The sequence below is a fragment of the Brevirhabdus sp. genome (assembly GCF_052826345.1).
Genome location: NZ_JBRBUA010000107.1, coordinates 12131 through 34575 on the forward strand (window position 1 = coordinate 12131; position 22445 = coordinate 34575).

Below are 22445 nucleotides of genomic sequence, written 5' to 3' on the forward strand. Positions count from 1 at the left end.
TCAGTAATCCGCGATGAACAGCCAGTCGTCGGCGCCGTTATCGGCGGTGCCGCCCGGGTTCTGCGCGATGTCGTCCAGCAGCCACAGCCCGCCCAGCCGGTCGATATAGGCAAACAGCGACCCGTCGGCGTCCAGCAGCGTGTGCACCGCATCGACCGGCGCATCGGCGTTGTCGAAGCTCGTCAATTCGAACTCGCCGCTGTCGGCATTGAACACATAGGAGGAGGTGCCGCCGTTGCGCGCCGGGTTGGCGTCGATGCTGATGACGATTTCGCTTTCGGTGATGGCAGAGATGATCTGCTGCGCACCCGGTCGCGCCGCCATCGCGGCCCCGCCGAAGCGCGCGTCGTGGTAGAGATCGCGCACCATCTTCTGCGCCTCGGCCGGGGCCCCGACCGAAGTGATGAAGCCGCCCAGCTTGCCGCGCAGATCCGAGCCGGGGTTGGCGTCGGTGTGGAAATCGGCGCGGGCGAAGGCGCTCTCGAAGCCGACCATCGCCTCCGCTATCGCGGCATCGCGCGCAGCGCTGTCCATCTCGCCGGAGATGACGGTGCCGCGCTTGGACTTCTTCAGCTTGTCATGGCCCGCGCCGCCGACCACCGTGTCGTATTTGCCGTTCTTGATATAGTCGTTTCCGGTCCCGCCGAAGATCAGGTTGGTGCCCTTGTTGTCGTCGATCCGGTCGTTTCCTTCGCCGCCGTCGATCAGATCATTGCCATAGCCGCCGCGAATGCGGTCGTCGCCGGAGCCGCCGAGGATGATGTTGTCGGCGGTTTGCTTGTGATCGTGCTTGCCGTGATCGTCATCGTCATGCCCGTAGCCGTGGCCGTGGCCATACCCGTGATCGTCGAACTTGCCCGACCCGGCGTCCAGATCGTCGTCGCCCGCGCCGCCGTCGATGAAGTTGGCACCGCTGTCGCCGTCGATCCGATCATCGCCCGCAAGACCCAGGATGGCGTTGTTGCGATCGTTGCCGGTCAGTTCGTCATCGTATTGCGAGCCCACCAGATCCTCGAACGCATGATCGGAATGCAGCGTGATCAGCAGGGCGCGTGCCTGGTCGTATTTGTTGCCGCTGACCTGCTGCTGGCCGTCGCGGCCCAGATCGATGTCGACCGGCCCGTCGAACCGGCTGAAATCAAGCGTGTCGCCGGTGTCGTTGGACAGGCCCACGTCGGTGTCATGGCCGTCGTGCCCATACCCGTGGCCATACCCGTGTTTATGCCCGTGGTCATCGTGATGGCCGTCGGCCTCGACCAGACGGTCGGCGCCCAGATCGGAGCCCAGTTCGGTGCTCGCGAAGACATAGGTGTCGTCTCCGCCGCCGCCCCAGGCCCAATCGTCGTCCTGGCCGCCCTCGATCACGTCATTGCCGCCAAGCTCGGGGTAAAGCAGCGTCAGGCCCGGCACGCCGAAGGGATCGAAGTGCTTGTCGTCATAGTCGTCATGGCCTTTGCCGTCGCCGTTCAGCCCCGCGATCATGTCGTTGCGCAGGATGGCGCGGGCGTGATCGCCGGTGACGATGTCGTCGCCCGCCTCGGCGTGGATCGTGTCATCGCCCGACCCGCCGATCAGCACATCGCCGTCGACGCCGCCGTCGATGGTGTCGTCGGCGCTGCCGATCTGACCGGGGGCGGAGACCATTTCAAAGACCTGATCGTCGAACAGACGCATCCGGCCCTGATCGCCCAGCACGCGGTCGCTGTCGTAATCGCCCTGCGCCACCACGTCGCCGCGATCCGCGCCCGCCACGATCTGAAGCCCCGCGATGCCCAGCGTGTCACCGCCGTTGGCGCGGTAGCGGCCGCGGCTGTCGTAGCTGCCGCCATTGTCCACCCGCAGGCTGAAGGCGTCGCCCGAGACGTCGCGGAACACCAGCACATTGGCCGCCTGCGTCGGATCGGCGGGGTCATGTTCAAGGAACTCGCCCGCAAAGCCCGCGTTGCCGAAGCCGTCGGAATTACGCTCCGCCTGACCGGCCTGCAACAGGCGGACGACACCGTCGCGCGCGGCGCGGGCATCCTGCGCGTCGAGATAGATGTAGACGTCATAGCTGTCGGTGCCGAAGCGCGCGCCCAGATCGGTGACATCGACGCCCAGGGTGCGGCCGCTCTTGGCATAGATCGCGCCGTTCATCATGCGCCCGTTCTGGGTGTCGGGGTTCAGATCGTCGCGGGTCCCGGTTTCCAGCCCATAGGGCTTGCGCCCGTCCAGATCGGATCCGATGCGGATGCTCACGCCGTCGGCCGTGCGCAGGGTTTCCGTCTTGTCGCGGCCGCTCGAATGGCTGTGGCCGTCGTGGTCATGGCTGTCGTTGTCGGATTTGCCGCCCTTGCGATCGTCGTCATCGTCGTGATGATCGTCGTGGCCGTCGTGGCCGTCGTGGCCGTCGTGGCCGTCGTGGCCGTCGTGATCGACGTCGAAATTCACCCATTCGGCATCCGACACCATCCCGGCGCGGGCCTGCACGTCGCTTTCGTCCAGCGTGCTGGCGAAGTTGATGCTGAGGCTGGCGAAGGCGCCTGCCGACAGCGCGTCGTCGACGCCGTTATGCGGCCCGCGGTCGCCCGCGTCGATCCGGTCGCTGCCCTCGCCGCCGATGACGCTGTCGCGGCCGTTGCCGGTCAGGATCGTGTCGTCGAAGAAGAAGCCCTGCATCGCGTCGATGCTTTCCATCTCGCGCAGCTCGCCGAACTGGGTGGCACCCGCGCCGCGCTGAACGAAGCTCACGCGGCCATTGTCGCCAAAGACGGCGTCGTTATCCAGATGGCCCATATCCGCGTCGCCCGCGGTGTCGATCACATCGTTGCCCGCGCCGCCGATGACGATGTCGTCGCCGCCGCCGGTCTTGATGAAGTCATCGCCGCCCACATCGGGCGCGATGGATTCGGCCACATCGATGGCATGGGACCGCCCCACGACCTGAATGCCCGAGATCACCGGGCGCGTCTTGCCGGACCAGCCTTCGGGCACGTCGACCAGCACCGTGACCTTGTCGGCGCTCAGCCCGGTGGCGGTGGTGTAATTCGCCACCCCCGTGCCGTTCGCGGCGGTATAGCTGCCGTCGAAATCGGTGCCGCGCGGGTCGGCCAAGGTGGTCTGCGCGCCGTTGATGGTGACGCGGCGCATGCCGTCGCCCTTCTTGTCGGTCTTGCCCGCGTCGCCATCGAGATAGACGTAGATGTCGTATTCCTCGAACTGGCCGGACAGCCCTTCGATCACGACCTCGATCTTGTCGTCGTCATCGCCGTAGAGGTAGCCCTCGAACAGCCGCTCATCCGAGGTCAGGCCGTATTTCTCGCGCAGGGCGTCGTTGGTATCGGTATGCGCGTCATCGGCGCGGCCACGCTTGTCGATGGCGCCCCAGCGGATGGTGACGCCGGGCATGAGCGCGCCCGCCTCATCTGTCATCAGCTCGGTCGCGTCGTCGCCGAAGATGCCTTCGCCGCCTGCCAGGTCGATCCAGCCCGAGGCGCGCGGCGCGGGCAGCGCGGAGGCGCTGACGCCGGTGCCCGCGGTGCCGTGGATATGGGTGGTTTCGTCCTTGTCGTTGCCGTGATCGTCGTGGTGGTCATCGTCATGCCTATCGGTCCGGGCGCCGAAGTTGAAGCCCATGATGGCATATTCCTGACCCGTCGGATCGCCCAGGTCGGCGCCGCGGAATTCGGCAGAGCCGCCGAAGGTGACGTGCCCGTTGTCGCCGAAGACGATGTCGCGCAGGTTCTGGATCGGGCCCGCGTCGATCACGTCGCCGCCCGCGCCGCCCAGCACGATGTCCATGCCGGCGCCCGAATGAATCGTGTCGTCGCCGCCCTCGGCCACATCGGTCGACAGCACGTCGCGCAGCGGACCGTAGGTGCCGGTGACCGGGTTCACGAAATCGATGATGCCGTGATCGCCCAGGATGATGTCTTCGCCATCCTGCGCGCCGCTGCCGTCATCGGCGTCGGTGATGATGAAATCGCCCGCCGCACCGCCCAGCACCACATCGGCGCCAAGGCCGGTGGTGATCTGGTCGACGCCGCCGTGAATGGCGTCGATGGTGCGCACGCTCAGCAGGCCGAAGGGCATCTGACCCACGTTCGGCGCGCCGGATTCCACCAGCGCCAGACCGCTGTCGCCCAGCACCAGGTTGTCGCCCTGGCCCGCGTCGATCAGATCGCCCGCCGCGCCGCCGAAGATCACGTCGGTCGCGGAGCCGGTGGTGATGACATCGCGCCCGCCCTTGTCGGTGTCGGTGGAGCGGACCTCGCGCAGGGCCATCCCGAAGGACGGCAGGTTGACCGAAGTGGCCCCCGACACCAGCGTGCCGCTGTCGCCCAGCACGACGTTCTGGCCTTCGCTCGCCAGGATCTCGTCGTTGCCGCCGCCGCCGATGACGATATCGTCGGCGCTGCCGGAATGGATCAGATCGTCGCCGTCGAAGGGCGTCCAGGACGAGGTGATGCTGTCGAGCGTCGCGAGATCGCCATCCGCGATCCAGTCCGCGACGATGTTGTCGCCCAGCACGATGTTCTGCGCGTCGGGCCGCGCGGTGGTCTCGCCGAAGTTGACGACGATGTCGTCGCCGCCCGAGCCGCCGACCACGAGGTCCGCGCCCACGCCGGTGGTGATCGCATCGGCGCCGAAATGTTCCGGCGCGAGGCTCTCGACCCGCTCCAGCACATAGGGCAGGTCGCCGAAGTTCGGGGTGCCGGCGTCGAGGATCAATTCCCCATTGTCGCCCAGGACGATGTTTGCCCCGTCGCCCGCGACGATGTCATCCGCGCCAAAGCCGCCGACAACGATGTCGGTGGCGGCGCCGGTGCGGATGGTGTCGTTGCCGCCCTTGTCGGTATCGGTGGTGCGCACGGTTTGCAGCGCCATGCCGAAGGACGGCAGGTTGACCGCCTGCGCCCCTGCGATCAGCTCGCCGCTGTCGCCCATGACCACGTTGGCGCCTTCTCCGGCCAGAATGGTGTCGCCGCCGCCGCCGCCGAGCACGATGTCGGCCGCGCTGCCGGTGGTGATGCGGTCGGCGCCGTCGCCGCCGGTCCAGCCAGAGGCGACGTAGTCGAGCGTCGCCAGATCCGGGTCCGCCACCGCGCCCCAATAGGCGGCGATGCTGTCGCCTGCGACGATGTTCTGCCCGTCGGGCGTGGCGGCGGCGCTGTCGCCCAGGCTGGCGAAGATCTGGTCGCGGCCCTTGCCGCCCACAAGCAGGTCGGACCCGGTGCCCGTGCGGATCGTGTCGTCGCCGCCGTATTGCGCGGCGAAGGTGGTCACCGTCCGCAGCACGTAGGGCAGGGTGCCGAAGTTCGGGGTGCCCGAGGTCATGGTGGCAAGGCCCAGGTCGCCCAGCACGATGTTGTCGCCGTGCCCCGCATAGATCCTGTCGCCACGGCTGCCGCCGATGATGACGTCGGTGCCGTCGCCGGTGGTGATGTCGTCGCTGCCGCCGTGATCGCTGTCGAAGCTGGAGACGCGCTCCAGCGACAGGGCGAAGGCGGGCAGGGTGACGCCGGCCACGGCGCTGCCGCGCAGCATGCCCTCGTCGCCCAGCACGATGTTGTCGCCGTGGCTGGCGTTGATGACATCGGCGCCGAAGCCGCCCAGCACGATGTCGCTGCCGCGCCCGGTGAAGATGCGGTCGTCGCCGCCCTTGTCATTATCCTGGGTGATGGCCGATATCAGCCGCGCCGCGCCCTCGACGGCCTGCCAGTTGGCCAGACCGTAATCGCCCAGGATCAGGTTGTCGCCATCGGGCAGGGCAGGGGTTTCGCCCCCCCTGGCAGCGATCCAATCGCCGCCGCCGCCGCCCAGGATGAGGTCCGATCCGGTGCCGCTGCGGATGATATCGGCCGCGTCGTCGGCGTGCGGCGCCATTGTGGTGACGTAGCCCAGCGTCATCGGGATGCCGCCGAGCTGCGGCGCGTCCAGATCGCTCAGCGCGCGGATCAGGGCGCGATCGCCGCTGATCAGGTTGTTGCCCGCGCCGGCGTCTATTGCATCCGCCCCCGCGCCGCCGACGATGATGTCGGAACCCGCGCCCGTGGTGATGATGTCGCGCGCGCCGAAGCCCGGATGGGTGCTGTACATCTCGTCGATGTCGCCGATGTCGCCGTCGAGCGCGACGCGGTCCATCAGCCCGTTGTCGCCGAAGACGATGTTGTTTCCGCCCAGCGTGGTGATCGCGTCGCTGCCGGTGCCGCCGATGATCAGGTCGGTGCCCTCGCCGCCGTAGATGATGTCATCCGCGCCGTCCTGCGCCTGAACGCTTTCCACGCGCGACACGCGGCCCGTGTCGGCCAGGCGCAGCGTGCCGGGAAGCTGGCTTATGATGCCGTGATCGCCCAGGATGAAGTCGTCGCCCGCGCCGCCGAAGATGGTGTCCTTGCCCGCGAGGCGGGTGTCGGCGCTGTCGCGGAAGGGCACGGTGACCGATCCCGACACGACCGTCGGTTCCCGGGTCAGCAGATCGGTGCTGAAACCGTCGTCGCCGTAGATGTGATCGTTGCCGTCCAGTCCGTGGATCGTGTCGTCGCCGCCGCCGCCGGCGATCTGGTCGCTGCCGGAGCTGCCCCAGATCGTGTCGTTGCCGATGCCGCCGTAGATCGTGAGCCCGGTCGCATCGGGGTCGAGCGAGGTGAGCAGCCGCGCGTCGATGGTGTCGCCGTGATCCTCGGGCCGGTCGAAGCCGTCGAAGACCAGGCCGTTGCCGGTGGGTGCACCGCTGGAATAGTCGTAGCGCGCGCCGTAGGTGTCGGTGTCGCCGTAGATCACCAGCAGGCTGTCCGGACCCGCGCCGCCGGTCACGGTGATCGTGTCGGCGCCGCCGCCGCCATGTACCGCCGTGACGGGCAGATCCACCAGGTTGTCGGAGAAGACATTGGTGCCCGAGATGGTGAAGTTGTCGTCACCCTCGCCCAGCAGCACGTCGATGATCTCGACCGTGCGCATGGTGATGCCCTGGTTGTAGGTCTCGATCTGGGAGCCGTCCTGCGCATCGCTGACGTCGAAGTCGATCGCGCCGGTGCCCATGTCGAGCCCGTTGACCAGCACCCCGTCCGAGATCAGCGACATGAAGCCGGGGGTGCCGGTGACGTCGCCGTCGTTCTGGATGTTGACCCGGTCGTTCTGAATCGTCTCGTCGGTGCTGTCGTCGATGGATATCGGGCCGGTGTCGCGCTCGGTCGGCAGCATCACGGCCGTGCGCAGCGAACGCGCCTCGGTCGGACCGCCGTCGATGACGAGCGGGCCATAGACCTTGGAGGTGGTATGTTCCTCCGCCGGGAAGACGCGGGTAAAGTAGCGATCGGCCGAGGGGGTGTAGGTCGGGTCGGCCTCGAGCTTGACGATGACCTCCTCGTTCCAGTTCTTGTCGGTGAAGGTGATCTGCGCGGCCTCGGCCGTGAGCGTCGCGCTGACGTCCTCCTGCGCCACGACACGGGTGCCGCCCGACAGGTAGATCGTCTTGCCGTCCTCGGAAATGCTGCCGATGATCAGCGGCCCGTCGTTGCCGTCGGTTCCGGTGCCGGTGATGTCGATGGTCTGCCCTTTGGCAAAACCCGCCGCGGCCCAGCTGCCGCTGGAGCGTAGGATGCGGTCGGGGGTCTTCTGCGTGGGGTCGTGCAGGAAGTCGACCGTCACCGTCTCTTGCGCCAGCGTGGTGAGCGTGACGCGCGGGTCGGTGCCGGTGTCGGGCACGACGCGGGTCTGGCCGTCGTCGAAGATGTTGAAGGTGACATCCGCGGTCGGTTTCTTGGTCAGCCGCACGGTGTAGGTGTCGAATTTGCCTGCCTGGTCGATGATGACCGTGTCGCCGTTCGTCTCGCGCACCAGGGCGCCGGCGCTGTCGCCGTCCACGGCGGTCACGCGCAGCTCCTCGCTGGCGACGGCCGCGTAGGCGCCGCCGGTGGAGGTGACGGCATGGGTGACGAGGATACGCTCCTCGTTTTCGACCAGGCCATCCGCGACTGCGGTTGCGGTGACGGTCTGCGGCTGGTTCCAGTTGAGATGGGTGAAGCTCAGCACGCTCTTGTCGTAGGCCAGATCGCCGCTGTTGGACCCGTCGGTGAGGGTGACGGTCACGACCTCGCCCACATCGGGGGCGCGGGTCAGGCTGACATCCCAGCTGTCGGTGATGCCCTTCGCGCCTTCCAGCAGCAGCGTGTCGGTGCCGCTTTCGGCGATGAGCACGCCTGCCTTGTCGTCGTCCTCGACGGTGATTTCCAGGTTCTCGACATCGGCCCGGTCGAAGATCGGGTCGGTCGAGGTGACGGAGTGGCTGACGATGACGGTGCGCTTGCCTTCCTTGGCGGCGTCGTCCTGCGCCTCGACGGTGACGACCTGTTCCTGATTCCAGTTGGTGTGATCGAACGTCAGCACCAGCGCGTCGGTGAAGGCGCCGCCGCCCGCCGAAAGCAGGACGGATTCCGCCTGTTGTCCCCGCACGGAGGCACCGGCCAGACCCGCCTCGGTCGTGGCGAAGCTGCGTCCCACGGTGATCGTGGTATCGGTCAGCGAGATGATCTCGTAGATGCCGTCGCTGTCGCCCGTGCCGCTCAGATCGAGCGATTGGTAGATGTCGAAGCCGTCGTCGATCCAGCTGCCGCTGTCGCGGGTCAGCGTGGTGCCGCCGGCGGCAAAGCTGATCCTGGCGTCCGCGGCCATCACCGGCACCGCGAGCGCCTTGTCGGTGGTCGAGGAGCGCGCGGCCGAGACGGTCACATAGACCATCGCGCCCACCGCGACTTCTTCGGAGAGCTTCACGGTGTAGACGTCACGCCGACGGCCCTGGGTTTCGCTGACCACGGTTTTGCCTTGGGTCGTGTCGCTGGAGGCTTCCTGGCCGATGCTGACCACGCCGCGCACCGCGTCGGCGATGTTCGTGCCCAGCCCCGCGACGAAGGTTTCGTCATAGAGGTCGTCGCCGCTGGCGATCTGGTGGTTGATCAGACCCGAACGGCCCTTGTTGTCGAGCGAGACGATCTGTTCGGTCACGTCGCCGGTCACCGTGAAAGTGTCGGAGCCCAGCCCGCCGATCACGTTGGTTACCGCGCCCGCGGCCGTCGACAGGATGAAGAAGTTGTCGTTGCCCTCCAGGCCGTCGACCTCCAGCGCCTCCTCGGTGTTGGAAATGTTGATCGCCAGCCCGGCGCCGAAGATGCCGTTTTCGGTGACGACGAAATTGTCGTCGCCTTCGGTGCCCAGCACGATCACCGTGTCGAAGCCCGCGCCGCCGTCGATGTCGACGGGCGAGTTGATGTTGTACTGGATGTTGTCGTCGCCGTCGCCCGCGCGCACCTCCGTCAGTTCCTGATCCATCTGTTCGCCGGTGTCGAGCAGGAAGGCGCGGATGATGAAGTCGTCGTTGCCGGCCTCGCCCTCCAGCTTCAGCTGGGCACGATTGGCGTAGACGGTGAAGCGGTCGTTGCCCGCGCCGCCGAAGGCGATGGTGGCAAAGCTGACGCCGTTCGACAGATACCCGCGCGTGGTCAGCACGGCCTCTATGCTGTCGCCCGCGGCGATGCCGTTGGACAGGCCGTTCTCGTCGACGCCGCCGAAGACCGGGTCGATGCCGAAGATCTGGCCGAACTGGAACTCGTCGTTCCCGGCGCCGCCGTCGAGCGTCATGATCGCGGCGTTGTCGTCGGAAATGAAGCTGTCGGCGCCATCAAGTCCCAGTGCCGTGATGCGCCCGTTGATCGAACGGTCGTAGTTGATCCGCTCCACCGTCTGGGGGCGGTCCGCGGTGTTGTCGCGGATCTGATCCTTGGTGCCATGCATCAGCGCCATGAAATTGGCGCGGCTGAGGAAGAAGTCGTCCTGCGCGGTGCCGCTGACGACCATCGTGTCGGCGCCCGCGTCGGGTGCGCCGCTGTCGAAGGCGTCGATGATGTAATCGGCCGTCCCGGTTTCGGAGCCGTGGGTCTGGATGAAGATGTCATCCGACCCCGCGCCGCCGTCCAGCAGCAGGCTGTCGGTCGCGCGGTCCTGGCTGTTCAGCCGCGTGACGCTCAGCCGGTCGTCGCCGGTGCCGCCCAGAACGGTCGTGTGACCCTGCATCGCGACCATGTCCTCGATCAGGACGGAATCCGCCCCTGCGCCCGCATCGACAAGGATGGTGGAGCCGGAGACGAGGCTGCCGCGCAGCGCCATCTGGTCGTCGCCCGCCCCGAGGTCGAAGCCGATGGAGGCCGCGTCGATCACGCCCGTCGCCGTCAGCTCGACAAAATCGCGCGTGCCGCCGGTGGTCAGGGTAAAGCCGCCCGCCGCGGTGGTCGTTCCGGTCAGCAGGATGCGATCCTCGTCGCCGCCGGTGGTGTAGGCGATGTCGCCGCCCGCGGTCACGGTGCCGTCGACGGTCAGATTGCCGCCGCCGGTGCCCTGATCGTCGAAGTCGGTCGTCAGCGTCAGGTCGCCGCCCGCCGTCAGGGTGCTCGAGCTGTCGATGACGATGTGATCGCCCGCCAGGACGGTGAGGGAACCGCCGGCGGTGACATTCGCGTTCACGGTCACGATGTCGTAATCCTCGGGCGCGGATTCGGTCGCCTTGATCAGGACGTTCCCGCCTGCGGACGTCGCCGTGTTGATGGTGATCGGGCTGGAGGCGGTGGTGACGATATCGCCGCCCGAGGACTGGCCCAGGCCGGTGCCGTCCAGCGACTGCACGTTCAACCCGCCTTCGTTGTGCACATAGGTCGATCCGGTGGTGGAAATCGACTGGATCTGTCCGACCCGCGTGAACATCGGCGTCAGGTCGGTGCCGATATTTTTCTGCGCGATCAGGAAGGTGCGTCCGCCGATGACGTTCGACTGGCCCGCGCCCGCGCCGTTGAAGATGCCGCCGACGGTGGCGGTCAGATACAGCGTGCCCGCGGCCGCGACGGCGGGGTCGATGCCCACGCGGTCGACGGTCAGGTTGCCGCTGCCCTCGATGATATAGGCGTCCTGATAGCTGGAGGTGGTCACCTTGCCGGTGCTGGCATTGCCCAGCACTCCGCCGTCGCCGCGCGAACTGTCGATGTCGAGCTCATTGCCCGCCGCCCCGATGAAGCCCAGGCGCGCGGTCAGGTCGATGTCGCCCCAGGCCAGCACGTCGGCGCCCAGCCGGGCCGCGCTGGGGGTGGCGTCGGCGCTGTCGGGGTCGGTCGGATCGACCAGATCGACCGCGTCGAAGATCGACAGCGCGGCCTCCAGCGTGACCGATCCGGTCTGCGACGAGATGGTGCGCACGTTCAGATCGCCCACCTGTTCGGTCAGGGTGATGTCGCCCTTGGCGGTTGCGGTCACCAGGCCCTTGTCGCTGCCCACGTCGCCGCGCGCCTCGATATCCAGCGCGTCGCCCGCCTGGCCGATGGTGCCGTTGAGCGCCTTCAGCCGGATGTTGTTGGCCTCGATGTTGACGAAGTCATTGTCCTGCGCGTCGACGATGGAGCCCTCGGCCACCAGATCCACATCGCTGGATTGCGAATAGAGCGTGTTGACGTTCATGTCGCCCGCACGTTCGGTCAGATAGATGCCGCCCGCGCCGCGCGCCGTCAGCGTGCCGGTCGCGCTTTGGTCCAGATAGATCCGTTCGGCTGCGGAATTGCCGCCGATGCCGCCCTGGCCTGCCTCCAGCAGTAGGTCGTCGCTGACGATGTTGGTGCCCGTGGCGCCCAGCGTGTTGGTCAGGTTGCCTTGCGCCTTGATCCGCAGGTTGCCGCCCACGTTCATCTGGCCGATCGCGACCGCGGCTTCCGAGCCGAGGAAGCTCTGGCTGCCCGCGGTCACGTTCACCACACCCTTGGCGATGATGTCCAGATCCTCGCGCAGCTGCACCTGAACGGCGGCGATTTCGACGAACTGGTCCAGTTTCACCGACACGCCGGTCTGCGCCTCGGCGAAGGGCGATGCGGTCAGGGTGATCGTGTCATTCGTTACCGACGCGATGGTGTAGAGCGATTGCGCGTCGTTGTCGGCCTTGCTGCCCTTGACCAGCAGCTTCATCCCCGGCGCGAAATCGCCAAAGCCGTCGCCGGCGGTGCGGGTGATCGTGTTGCCCGACAGGTTGACGGTCGCGGCCGCCGCCTCGCCCAGCGGGTCGAGCGCCAGCGACGAGACGAAGACATGCTGACCCACTTCGCTGGCCTTCAGCGCCAGTTTCCCGGCATCCACCGTCAGCACGTTGCCCGAGATCGCGCTGACCGTGTAGAAGGGGCCTTCCTCGGTCGCGTTGGCGCTGCGGCCCTCGACCTGGATGACCTGACCCAGAAGGCCGCTGTCCCAGGTGCCGCCGTCGGTGCGGGTGATGGTGTTGGCCCCCGCCTGGAAGGAGACGGTCGCCTCATAGCGCGGCGAGGTCAGGTAGAACACGTCATCGCGTTCCGCCGCGCCCAGGGTGACGCGCTGATCGGCGGTCAGATTGCCGCCCGCGGTGATCGGGATGATCACGTTGCCGTCGGTGCGCCCGATGGCGCCCGAGACGTTCAGCGTGATCCGGTCGCCGCTGATGTTGGTGTCCTCAAGCCGCACTTCGGTGTCGGTGACGGGCTTCAGCAGGCCCGCGCCGATCGAGTTGATCAGCTCGTCTTCGGTCCAGATCTTGATCGAGGCGTCGATATCCGCGATTTCCTGCGCGCTCAGCGTCACCTCGTAGTTGGCGTCGAAGACGCCGCCGTTGGTGTCGCCATGTTTGGCGTCCAGTCCGCGATACTGCGCCGTGCGCGATGTGCGCAGCGTCAGGATCGCCGCTTCGACATAGGCGGGCAGTTCGGCGGCGGCGACACCTTCGTCGGTGCCTTGCCGGGTATAGAAATCCTCGTAATAGGCCTGTTCGGCGTCGGTGAAGACCACCAGCGGCGAATCCGCCAGTTCGGCCGTGCGGAATTCCAGATAATAGGCATCCGCCGTCGCGGCGATCACGGTCTCGTCGGTTTCGCCCGCGGCGCGCAGCTCTTCGGCCTTGGCGTCGCGCTGGGTGTTCCGCACGTCCCAGTATTCGCGGTATTCGTTGGTCTTGGCGGTGGCCAGCGCGGTCTTGGTGTCGGCGACCTTTTGCGCGGCCTTGCTGCCGGTCAGGGACAGATCGCTCCAGACGCCGGCGCGCAATTCGGAAATCGCGCGTTCGTCGCGTTGCTGATTGGTGTTGGAATCCAGCAGGTTGCCCGAGGTGACGGTGATCGAGACATCGTCGCGCGCCAGCACCTCGAACAGGCGCAGATCGCCCGCCGTTTCGCGCAGGTGGATCGCGCCCTCATCGGCATAGGCGCGCAGCAGGTCGCGGTTGGAATTGCCGGTGTCGATGTCGATCGGCGTGCCGGCGGTGCCGATGTCGCCCGACAGCGCGGTCAGCGTGACCGCTCCGCCGCGAACGACCTGGCTGCCGGTGGCAAGGATGCTGTGCCCGGCTGTCAGGGCCACATCGCGCCCGGCGCCTGCCGTCACGTTGCCGATCCACATGTCGCCGCTGGCCTGTTGCAGATAGATCGCCCCGTTGGTGGTGGACGCGTCCAGCCGCGGGTGGTCCGCGACGCTGACGCCCGCTTTCGGCACGGTCAGATCCACGCGCACCGCGTCGCGGGCGATCCCGATGCCGCCGCCTGCGACCAGGTTGACCTGCCGCCCGCCGATGGAGCCCTGAATCCCGCCCGAGGTGGTGCGGATCGTGCCCGTCGTCTCGATCGAGGTCACGCCGAATTCGTTTTCCAGCGCCCCGTCGACCACGACGTTGGAATTGCCGCCCTTCACCACGATCGAGCCTTCGGCATCGCCGATGAACTGGATGTCGATGGGCCGGTCGGCCTGGATGGTGTGGGTGTAGTAGTTCGAGAAATCCTTGATCGTCGTGAACTGGCGGAAGGTATAGCGCGAGCCGTACCAGGTGGACCAGGAGTTGTAGGCCGTCAGACGCGGGCCGTCCTGATCGGTCTGCAGTACCTTTTTCGCGTAGGTATAGACCGGATCGCCCGTCACATAGGCCGGATCGCTGCCCGTCGTATCGAGGAAGAAGTAGTTCGAATCCGGCAGGATCTCGCCTTCGTATTTGGTGGTTTTGGTGGGCGTGATGTTGCTGGTGTCGGGGACGAAGGCGTCGATGCCCAGCCAGGATCCTTCGGTGAATTCATGCACGTCCTTGGTGCGCGTGGCCTGAACGATGGTCCAGCCATAGCGGAAGCCGTCGCGCGGAGTGTAAACGTCGGTCTTGCCCGACAGGGTGGACTGCGCGCCGTTGACGCTCTTGGTGATCTGGCCGTTCTCGCCGGTGGTGTAGATGGTCGCGTTGATCGCGCCGTTGACCTTGGGCTTGGCCTTGTCCTTGATGATCAGGCTGCCCTCGCCGCGGGTGGTGGCGTCGATGCGTTCCAGCACCAGTTCGGGGGCATCGCCGTCGGCGAAACCCATCTTGTTGACGATGTCGATGTCGGGATAGCCGTTATAGACGATGATCTTGCCGTTGCGCGTGTTCATCACGTTGCCGGTGATGTCGATCTGCCCGCCCGAAGGGCGCAGCTCGGTCACGATGACCTTGCCGTTGCCGTTGTTGCCCGTGGGATCGTAATAGGTCTGGAAGCCGTCCCCGCCGGTGGCCAGCCGGGTGACGCGCGTGGTTCCCGAATTGCGCAGCCGCTCGATCTGGGCCTTCACGTCGGCGGTCAGGATGACGTTGTAGTCGTCTTCGCCGGCCTGGATGATGCCGTTGATGTTGACCCATTCGGAATCGATCAGGATGCGTTTCGCCTTGATCGAGGGGGTGGTGGGTTCCACGTCGAGGAAATCGTTCACCGCCGAAAGGTCGGGCTGGAGTCCGCCGGTGGTCAGCGTGAGCGGCGCCGCGTTCAGCGTGCCCGCATCCACGTCGCCATTGCCGGTCAGCGCGGGGGTCTTCCACTTGGCATAGGGATCGCCGGCGGCGTGATAGACGGTCTGGTTGATATAGGCGGTGCCGCCGGTGCGCAGCACGAAGTTCTTGGCGTCCACGGTGGCGTTGGTGAACACATCGCCGTCGGCGCTGGGGTGGGTCGCGTTGTTCAGCAGGAACAGGTTGCCGCCCAGGTTCAGCACATCGCCCTGGATATAGATGTTGGGCCAGGTGCGGATGGTGGTGTCGCCGTTCAGGCGGCCTTCGAGGATGTCGTAGTCGGTCGAGATCAGGATTGTCGGCGCGTTGCTGTCGACGGTCGGCGTGGCATCGGGATCGGGGGGGGGGGCCGCGATGGACCGATCGGAGATGGTGAAGGCCGCCGTGATCGCTTGCGAGGCGGGCGAGACGAAGCCCAGGCGGTTGTCCTCGGTGTTCTGGACGCCGTTTTCCTGATTGGCGAGCGACAGCTTGCCCGCCTCCTCGGCCAGGGCGATTCCGTTGAAGTTGATGCCGCCGTTGACCTCGGGGATGATGGCGCCGAGGATTTCCATGTTGGCGTGGGTCTTGTTGACGATCTCGATCCGGGCATCGCGCGGCACGTCGAAGGTGCCGGTGCCGCCCAGCTGATCGCTGAGGATCGAGACGCGGCCCGCCTGCGCGGTGACCGGATCGACCACGATGAAGGGCGACTGCACGGTGCGCGGGACGATCGTGCCATCCGACAACTGCACGGCCTGGCCCGAGGCCAGCAGGTTGCCCAGCAGGCGGTTGATCTCATTCTGGTAGAAGGTGACCAGATCGGGGTTCACGTAATTGCCCGCGTTGTCCTTGACGCCATAGGTCTGCAGGTTCTCGCGCGCCTTGGTCAGCAGGTTGTAGTCGGGCGAATAGATAAAGCGGTTTTCCACCCGCCAGTCGATATCGCCGGTGCCGGTGCCGGAATAGACGGCAGAGGTCGGATCGTTGGCATCGGTCAGCGCAAAGGTGACCTCGAGCGTTTTCTGACGCCCCGCGCCGGTCTTGATCAGACCGTCGTTGATCACCTTGGCATAGGCCACGGCCTGGCCGCGCCCGTTGCCGATATCGGTGTTGTTGCCGCCAAGCGCGCTGTCGATCGCATCGCCCACCGCCGAGGCCCAGTTCGTCGCCTTGGCGATGCCGTCGACCGTGGCGATGCCGTATTCATCGGCGTAAAGGTTGATGTTCTTGGCACCTTCGACCGTTGCGCCGCCGAACACCTCGATGGTGTTGTCGACCTGATAGAAGGCTACGGTTTCGAGGTCGCTGATCGGGATGAGCGATCCGGCGAAATTGTCGACGCGGGCGACAAAGCTGTTGTTGCCCAGACGCTTGGTCGCATCGGTGCCCGCGGTGGCGTAGAAATCGCCGCCCGACAGGATCGTGCCCCGGATGTTGACCAGATTGTCGGGCCGCACGTCGATCTTGGCATGGCCAAGCGCGACCGTGCCGGCGCCGTAGGTTTCCGAATAGGATTGCAGGAAGACGTCGCTTTCGGATTGCGCGTCGAAATACATATCCCCCGCCGAGCGGACATCGGCATTCGCGCCCACCCGGATTTCGGCCAGCAGCACCGGCGTGTTGAAGGTTACATAGGCCCCGGCACCCGACAGCGCGCCCGCGGTGAACAGCGCCACCTTGTCGTTGATGCGGATGTCGTTGTAGGCGCGGGCCTCAAGCTCGCCCGCGGTGGCATTCACGGCGCTGTGGTCGTTGACGTCGACAATGGTGCTCAGGCTGACCAGATTGGTCGAGGTCGCCGCCGCGCCGCTGACCAGCCCGCCCGCGTCGCCGTCGATGTGGTTGCGGCCGATGTCGCGCTTGTTGACGGTGTTGGTTGCGCCCATGCTGACGGATCCCGCCTGGACACTGGCGCCGGTGGCGTCCTGGTCGTTGGTGCCGACGCGGGCCACCACGCTCGTCCGCACGGTGTTTTTCGCCTCCGCACCCGATCCGCCGATCAGCCCGTAGGCGTCGGAGGTGACGATGCTGTTGGGCAGCGCGGTATGCGCCGCCGCCAGGTCGAACACGCCCGACAGCACGACGACCGCGCCGTCGTTGATCTGGGACAGCACATTCGCCTTGGTGGTCGAGGTGGGCGCCGCGCCGGCCAGCGCCACCAGACCGCCGGAGCCGCCGACCGTGTCGGCAAGGTTCCTGGCGACGCCGTTGGCCTGAACCGACAGGTCGGCCGCATTCACCTGCGCGCCATCGCCCACGGTGGCGCGGATCGTGGTGTCGGATATCGCATAGGCGGTGGATTCGCCCGCGCCCACCAGCCCCACGGCAGCGGAATTCGCATAGGATCTCTGCGACACGTCGCTGAAGGCCAGCAGCGAAACCGCGCCCGTGGCGTTCAGATCCGCGCCGCCCGCGATGCCCGCGCTGACCACGTCGCGGTTTTCGGCCGTGGTCTTGGTCGAGGTCGCGCCCAGCAGCAGCCCGCCGGCCGAGGATTCGGCCCAGGCGTCGCCGGTCCGGCCGCCGCCGGGGCGCTCGGTGCGGGCGCTGACGCTCAGGTTGCGCAGGTTCAGCAGGCCGCCCGCGCTGGCCGATACCACCGGCGCGGTCCTGACCGTCACCACATTGGCGCCCATCGACAGGCCGGTGGATACCGACATGCCCTTGGCGAACCCGGCGGCGCGCACCTGTCCACGCGCGTTCACCGCGACGTCGCGGGCATCCACGCGGATGTTGCTGACATAGGCGGAAACGCTGGGGGTGGCCGAGATGTTGACGACCCCGCCGCTGGCGGCCATCGCGGCCAGCCCGGCGGCCAGCGCATTGGTGCCGGTGCGCGCGCCGATGTTCGGCGTCGCGGTGGCATCGACCGTCAGATCGCCCGACAGGTTCAGCCGGTTGCCCGTAGCTGTACCCGTACCCGCACCCGTGACATAGGCGCTGACCGTGTTGGTGTTGCGCGCATCGGTGCGCGCGCCGGACCCCGACACCGCAAAGCCCAGCCCGCCCGCCACGGCGACCGCGGCGGATGTGGCCTCGGCGGTGATGCTGCTGTCGTCATCGGCGCGCACGGTCACATTGCCCGCGGTCACGTCGGAATTGGCGACAAAGGCGCTGACGGTGTTCGAGATGGCATTGCTTGACAGCGACACCGAGATCGCGACCGAAGCGGCGACAAAGCCGACCGAGGCCGCGACCGAGGCCGCGCCGACGAAGGATCTGACCTCGGCGTTGTCGCGGGCGTCGACGATGACAGAGCCACCCGTCGCGGTGACCGTGCTGCGCACGATCGACGATTTCACGGCATAGTCGAGCTGATTGAGCGCATCCGACCCCGCGCCCGCCGCCGCAACCCCGACCGAGCCGCCGGCAATGGCGGCCGACAGGGCGATGACCTTGGCGTCGATGACGGATTTGTCCATCCGCGCGTCGACGCGCAGGTCGCCCTCCGCGGTGACGGTGCTGTCCTCGACCGTGGCGAAGACGCCGGTGGCGTCGCCCGCGCCGATGCGATTCTTGGCAAGCGACGCGCCGATCGACACGCCCACGCCCACGCCGCCCGCGCCAAAGGCCGCCGCCGCCGACAGGATCAGCGCGTTGATCTGCGCGCTGCTGCTGGCCAGCACCGAGACATTGCCGCTGCCCAGGGCCTTGACGGTGGAATTGTCGATGCGCGCCGTGGTGGCGGTGGTGATCAGGTTCTTGGCCGTGGCCCCCGCGCCCGCAAAGCTGAGCCCGCCGACACCTGCGGAAATGGCCAGCGCCGCGGCGGCAGAGGCCGCGTCGATGGTGGCCGCGTTGGTGGCCTGCACCAGCACGTCGCCCGCGCGGGCCTCGACCTGGTTGTCGGCATTGCGGATCTCGGCCAGGACGGTCGAGCCGATGGTGTTCATGCCGATGGACACACCCACCGAGACGGCCACCCCGACCATGCCGAAGGCCGCCGAGATCGCGACCGCGCCGCCGACCGCGTCGATGCGCGAGGCGTCATGCGCCTTGACGGTGACGTTGTCGGCCTGCACGCCGGTCCCGTCGCCGTCGATATAGGCCTGCGTCGTGGCGTCGATCTGGTTTTCGGCATAGACGCCGGCCCCGGTGACGGCCACGCCGACCTGACCGGCGGCCACGGCGACCGCGCCCGCGAAGGTCAGCGCCTTGATGCCCTGATCGCTGTTGGCGACGACGTTCAGATCGCCTGCCGCATTGATCGTGGCATCCGACAGATAGGCCTGAACCTGACCCGCATTCGCCACGGGATCGCCGGTCAGATCGCGCCCGATGAAGTTGCGCGCGACCGACACGCCCAGCCCGACACCGACGCCGACCTGGCCCACGGCCACCGCGATGGCGGCCGACAGGACGGTGGCGTTGATCTCGCTCGCGGCGCGGGCGTCGACCAGCACATCGCCTTCGGCCTGGGTGGTGACGCTGGCCGCCTGGATATAGGCCTTCACGTTGGTCTGGACCGAATTCAGCGACACCGCACCGGCGCCCGCCACGGCCACACCGACCTGGCCGCCCGCAATCGCGACCGATGCCGCCAGCGAGACGGAGTTGATCGAGGACCGCTTGGCCGAGAAGCCGGTGCCGTTGCGGGTGATGGCAAAGCTGGTGCCTTCGGCATCCACCGCCATCCAGCGCTGGCCCTCTTCGACGATGGACAGGGTCATCTGCCCGTCGGCCACCGCAAAGCCCGCGTTGCGCAGGCTGCTGCGCAGTGTGTTCAGCCGGGTGTTGTCGGCCGACAGATCGCTGGCGACGCGGATATTGTCGTCATCGACATCGGCCGTTGCGGCATTGTCGAGCGCGGCGGCGCTGAGCCCGCCAAGGCTCGAAGCCGCAGCGGCGCTGCCGCCGTTCAGCAACTCGGGCGTGGAGGCCGTCACCGACACGCCCTCGGCCCCGGTCGAGGTCACATTCGCGCCGCTGTCGATGGAGGCGGTGACGGCATTGGCGATCTCGTTGATCGCGATCGAGATCCCGATGGACACGGCAACGCCGGTCTGACCGAAGGCCGCGGCCACCGAAAGCCCGGCGGCAAAGCTGTCGATGGTCGAGATCTCATCGGCGTTCACGATGACCCGGCCCGCCGTGATCACGGAATTCGTGCCCGAGATATGCGCCTTCACATCCGTGGCGATGCGGTTTTCCACCCCGACGCCCGCCCCCGAAAGCGCGATGCCGGTGGACCCGCCCGCCACCGCGACCGAGCCGGCCACGGTGGTGGCGCGGATCGCCTGATCCGAGCGCGCGTCGACCTTCAGCCGGCCGTCGGCGTTGACGGCACTGTCGATGACCGCGGCCTCGACGCTGGCGCGATCCTCGCCCAGGTTGACCAGCTTCCACAGGTCGGTATTGGCGTAATCCTGATTGCGCAGCGCGAAGGGCAGATCGGCGTCGGTGTCCTTGTCCTTGTTGGGGTTGTCGGACTTGTGCACGTAGGTGCCGATGTATTGATAGATGTCGCCCTTGCGCGCGCCATCGGCGATCTTGACCCGCAGGCCGCTCGACAGCGCATCGACGCTGTCGCCGCTGGTCTTGGTGAAGGCCGCGCCCTGATCCTGGGCGTAGCCGATCAGGTTGCGCGCGACCGCGACGCCGACCGAGGCGCCGACGCCGGTCGAGCCGATCGCCACGCTGGCCGAGGCGGCCAGCACGCTGGCCTTGATGCGGCCCTCGGCCCTGGCCTCCACATCGACGTTGCCGCCGGTGGCGCGGACCCGGCTGCCGCTCAGATGGGCCTTGGTGGTGGTGTTCAGACGGTTCGTGGCCTCGGCCCCCGCGCCGCTGATCGCCACGCCGGTCGAACCGACCGCCGCCGAAACCGACGCCGCCGCCGCGATCACCGATATGGCGGCCTTGTCGCTGGCCGTGACCTTCACGTTGCCCGTGCGCGCCAGAACGCCGTCACCGCCAGCGGTGCCCGTCGCACCCTGTGCGCGGGCCTCGACGGTGCCGCCGATCCGGTTCTGGGCCAGACCCAGGCCGATGGAGACCGCAACCCCGGTCGATCCCAGGCCCGCCGCGATGGACGCCGCCCCCGCGAAGGCCGACACTTCGGAACTGTTGGTGGCCTGAACGGTGATGTTATTGGCCTGCGCCGCCGGGCCGCTCAGCGTGGCGTGGCGCCCGTCGATGGCCGCCAGCACGTTGACGTCGACGGTGTTTTCATTCCACACGCCCGATCCCGACAGCGCCACGCCGGTGGACCCGCCCGCAACCGCCGCCGATCCCGCGAAGGTCAGCGCATTGATCGCCTGGTCGGCATCGGCGAGGATCGACAGGTCGCCCGCAGTGGAATTCACCCGTGAATTCAACGTATAGGCCTGCACCAGTACCGGCGCCGCGGCGCCGCTGCGGGCCTGCCCGATGAAGTTGCGCGCGATGGCCACACCGATCGACGCCCCCACCCCGGTGGAGCCGCTGACCGACACCGACATCGACGCCGCGATGATCGCGGCGGAAATCGACGCATCGTTTCGCGCCTCGATCACCACGTCGCCGGTGGCGGTGATGTCGGAACGGTCGGCATGGGCCTTGACGTTCGTGGTCACGACGTTTTCGCCGTAGGCGCCCGCGCCGCTGACGGCAAAGCTGCTGCCCGCGCTGAAGCTGGCCGCGAGCGACGCCGCCAGCGAAACCGCGTTGATCGTGGAGCGTTCGGCCTTGAGCCCGTCCGCGTCGGTGATGGTAAAGCTGCGCCCGTCGTCGAGCGCGGCCAGCCAGCTGCCCTTGCCCGCCTGCGTCACGACGATCGTGCCGCTGCCGGTCGCCTCGCCAAGGGCGGTCTTGATCCGGTCGCGCAGCGTGTTCAGCGTGGTCGCATCGCCCGTTTGGTCGGCCGCGTCGCGGATCACGGTGTCGTTCGGCCCCTCGGCCATGTCCTGCTGCGCGGCGTCGTCCAGCGCCGCCGCCGACAGGCCGCCGCCGCTCAGGTCGATGACCTGACCGCCCGCCGCCGTCGCCGCGATGCGCAGCGAATAGGGATCGCTGCCCGCGGGCGTGGTGGTGCCACCGATCGACAGCACGGAATCCGCCACATAGGCGTCGACGCCGTTCGACACTTCGTTCATCGCGATGGACACGCCGAGCGCGGCTGCGATCGACTTCTCGCTCACGCCGACGGAGGCCGAAAACGAGGCCGCGCCGGTGAAGCTGTCGATGGTCGAGCTGTCGCGTGCCTCGATCCGGGCGCTGTTGAGCAGCGAGGCGGCGCCGTCCTTGCTGCCCGAGACATAGGCCGCCGCGTCGGCGGCGATGCGGTTGCGCGAAAACGCCCCCGTCGCGCTGATGGCCAGTCCGCCGGTGCCGATGCCCACCGCCACGGCGCCTGCGGCGACGGTGGCGTTGATCTTTTGCCGCGACTGCGCCTCGATCACCAGATCGGCGCGGTCGGTGCCATCGGCGAGGATCGCGGAATCGCGCATGTAGGCGGCGGTCAGCGATCCTTCGCGGGTCAGCCCGACCTGACGCCAGGCCTGGGTGTTGCCGTAATCGGCGCGCGACAGATCGGCGTCGGCCTCTCCGCTGCCGATGTATTCATAGACCCGGCCGCGATAGGCGCCATCGACCACGCGCACGGTCGTGCCGGGGACCAGCGTGACCGTCTGGTCGGAGGTATGATCCGGGCTGGTGGCCT

1 protein-coding gene (cut by a window edge) is annotated in these 22445 nt (G+C 67.5%); it reads right to left on the reverse strand.

The genetic code is table 11. The annotated features are described in order from the left end of the window. Positions 1–22445: the 3' portion of an LEPR-XLL domain-containing protein gene (locus ACU0BR_RS13000; protein WP_446157258.1), read on the reverse strand. Its footprint extends 9313 nt past the window's final position; 22445 of the gene's 31758 nt are visible here — the last part of the coding sequence; its start codon lies beyond the right edge, outside the window; it ends in the stop codon at positions 1–3.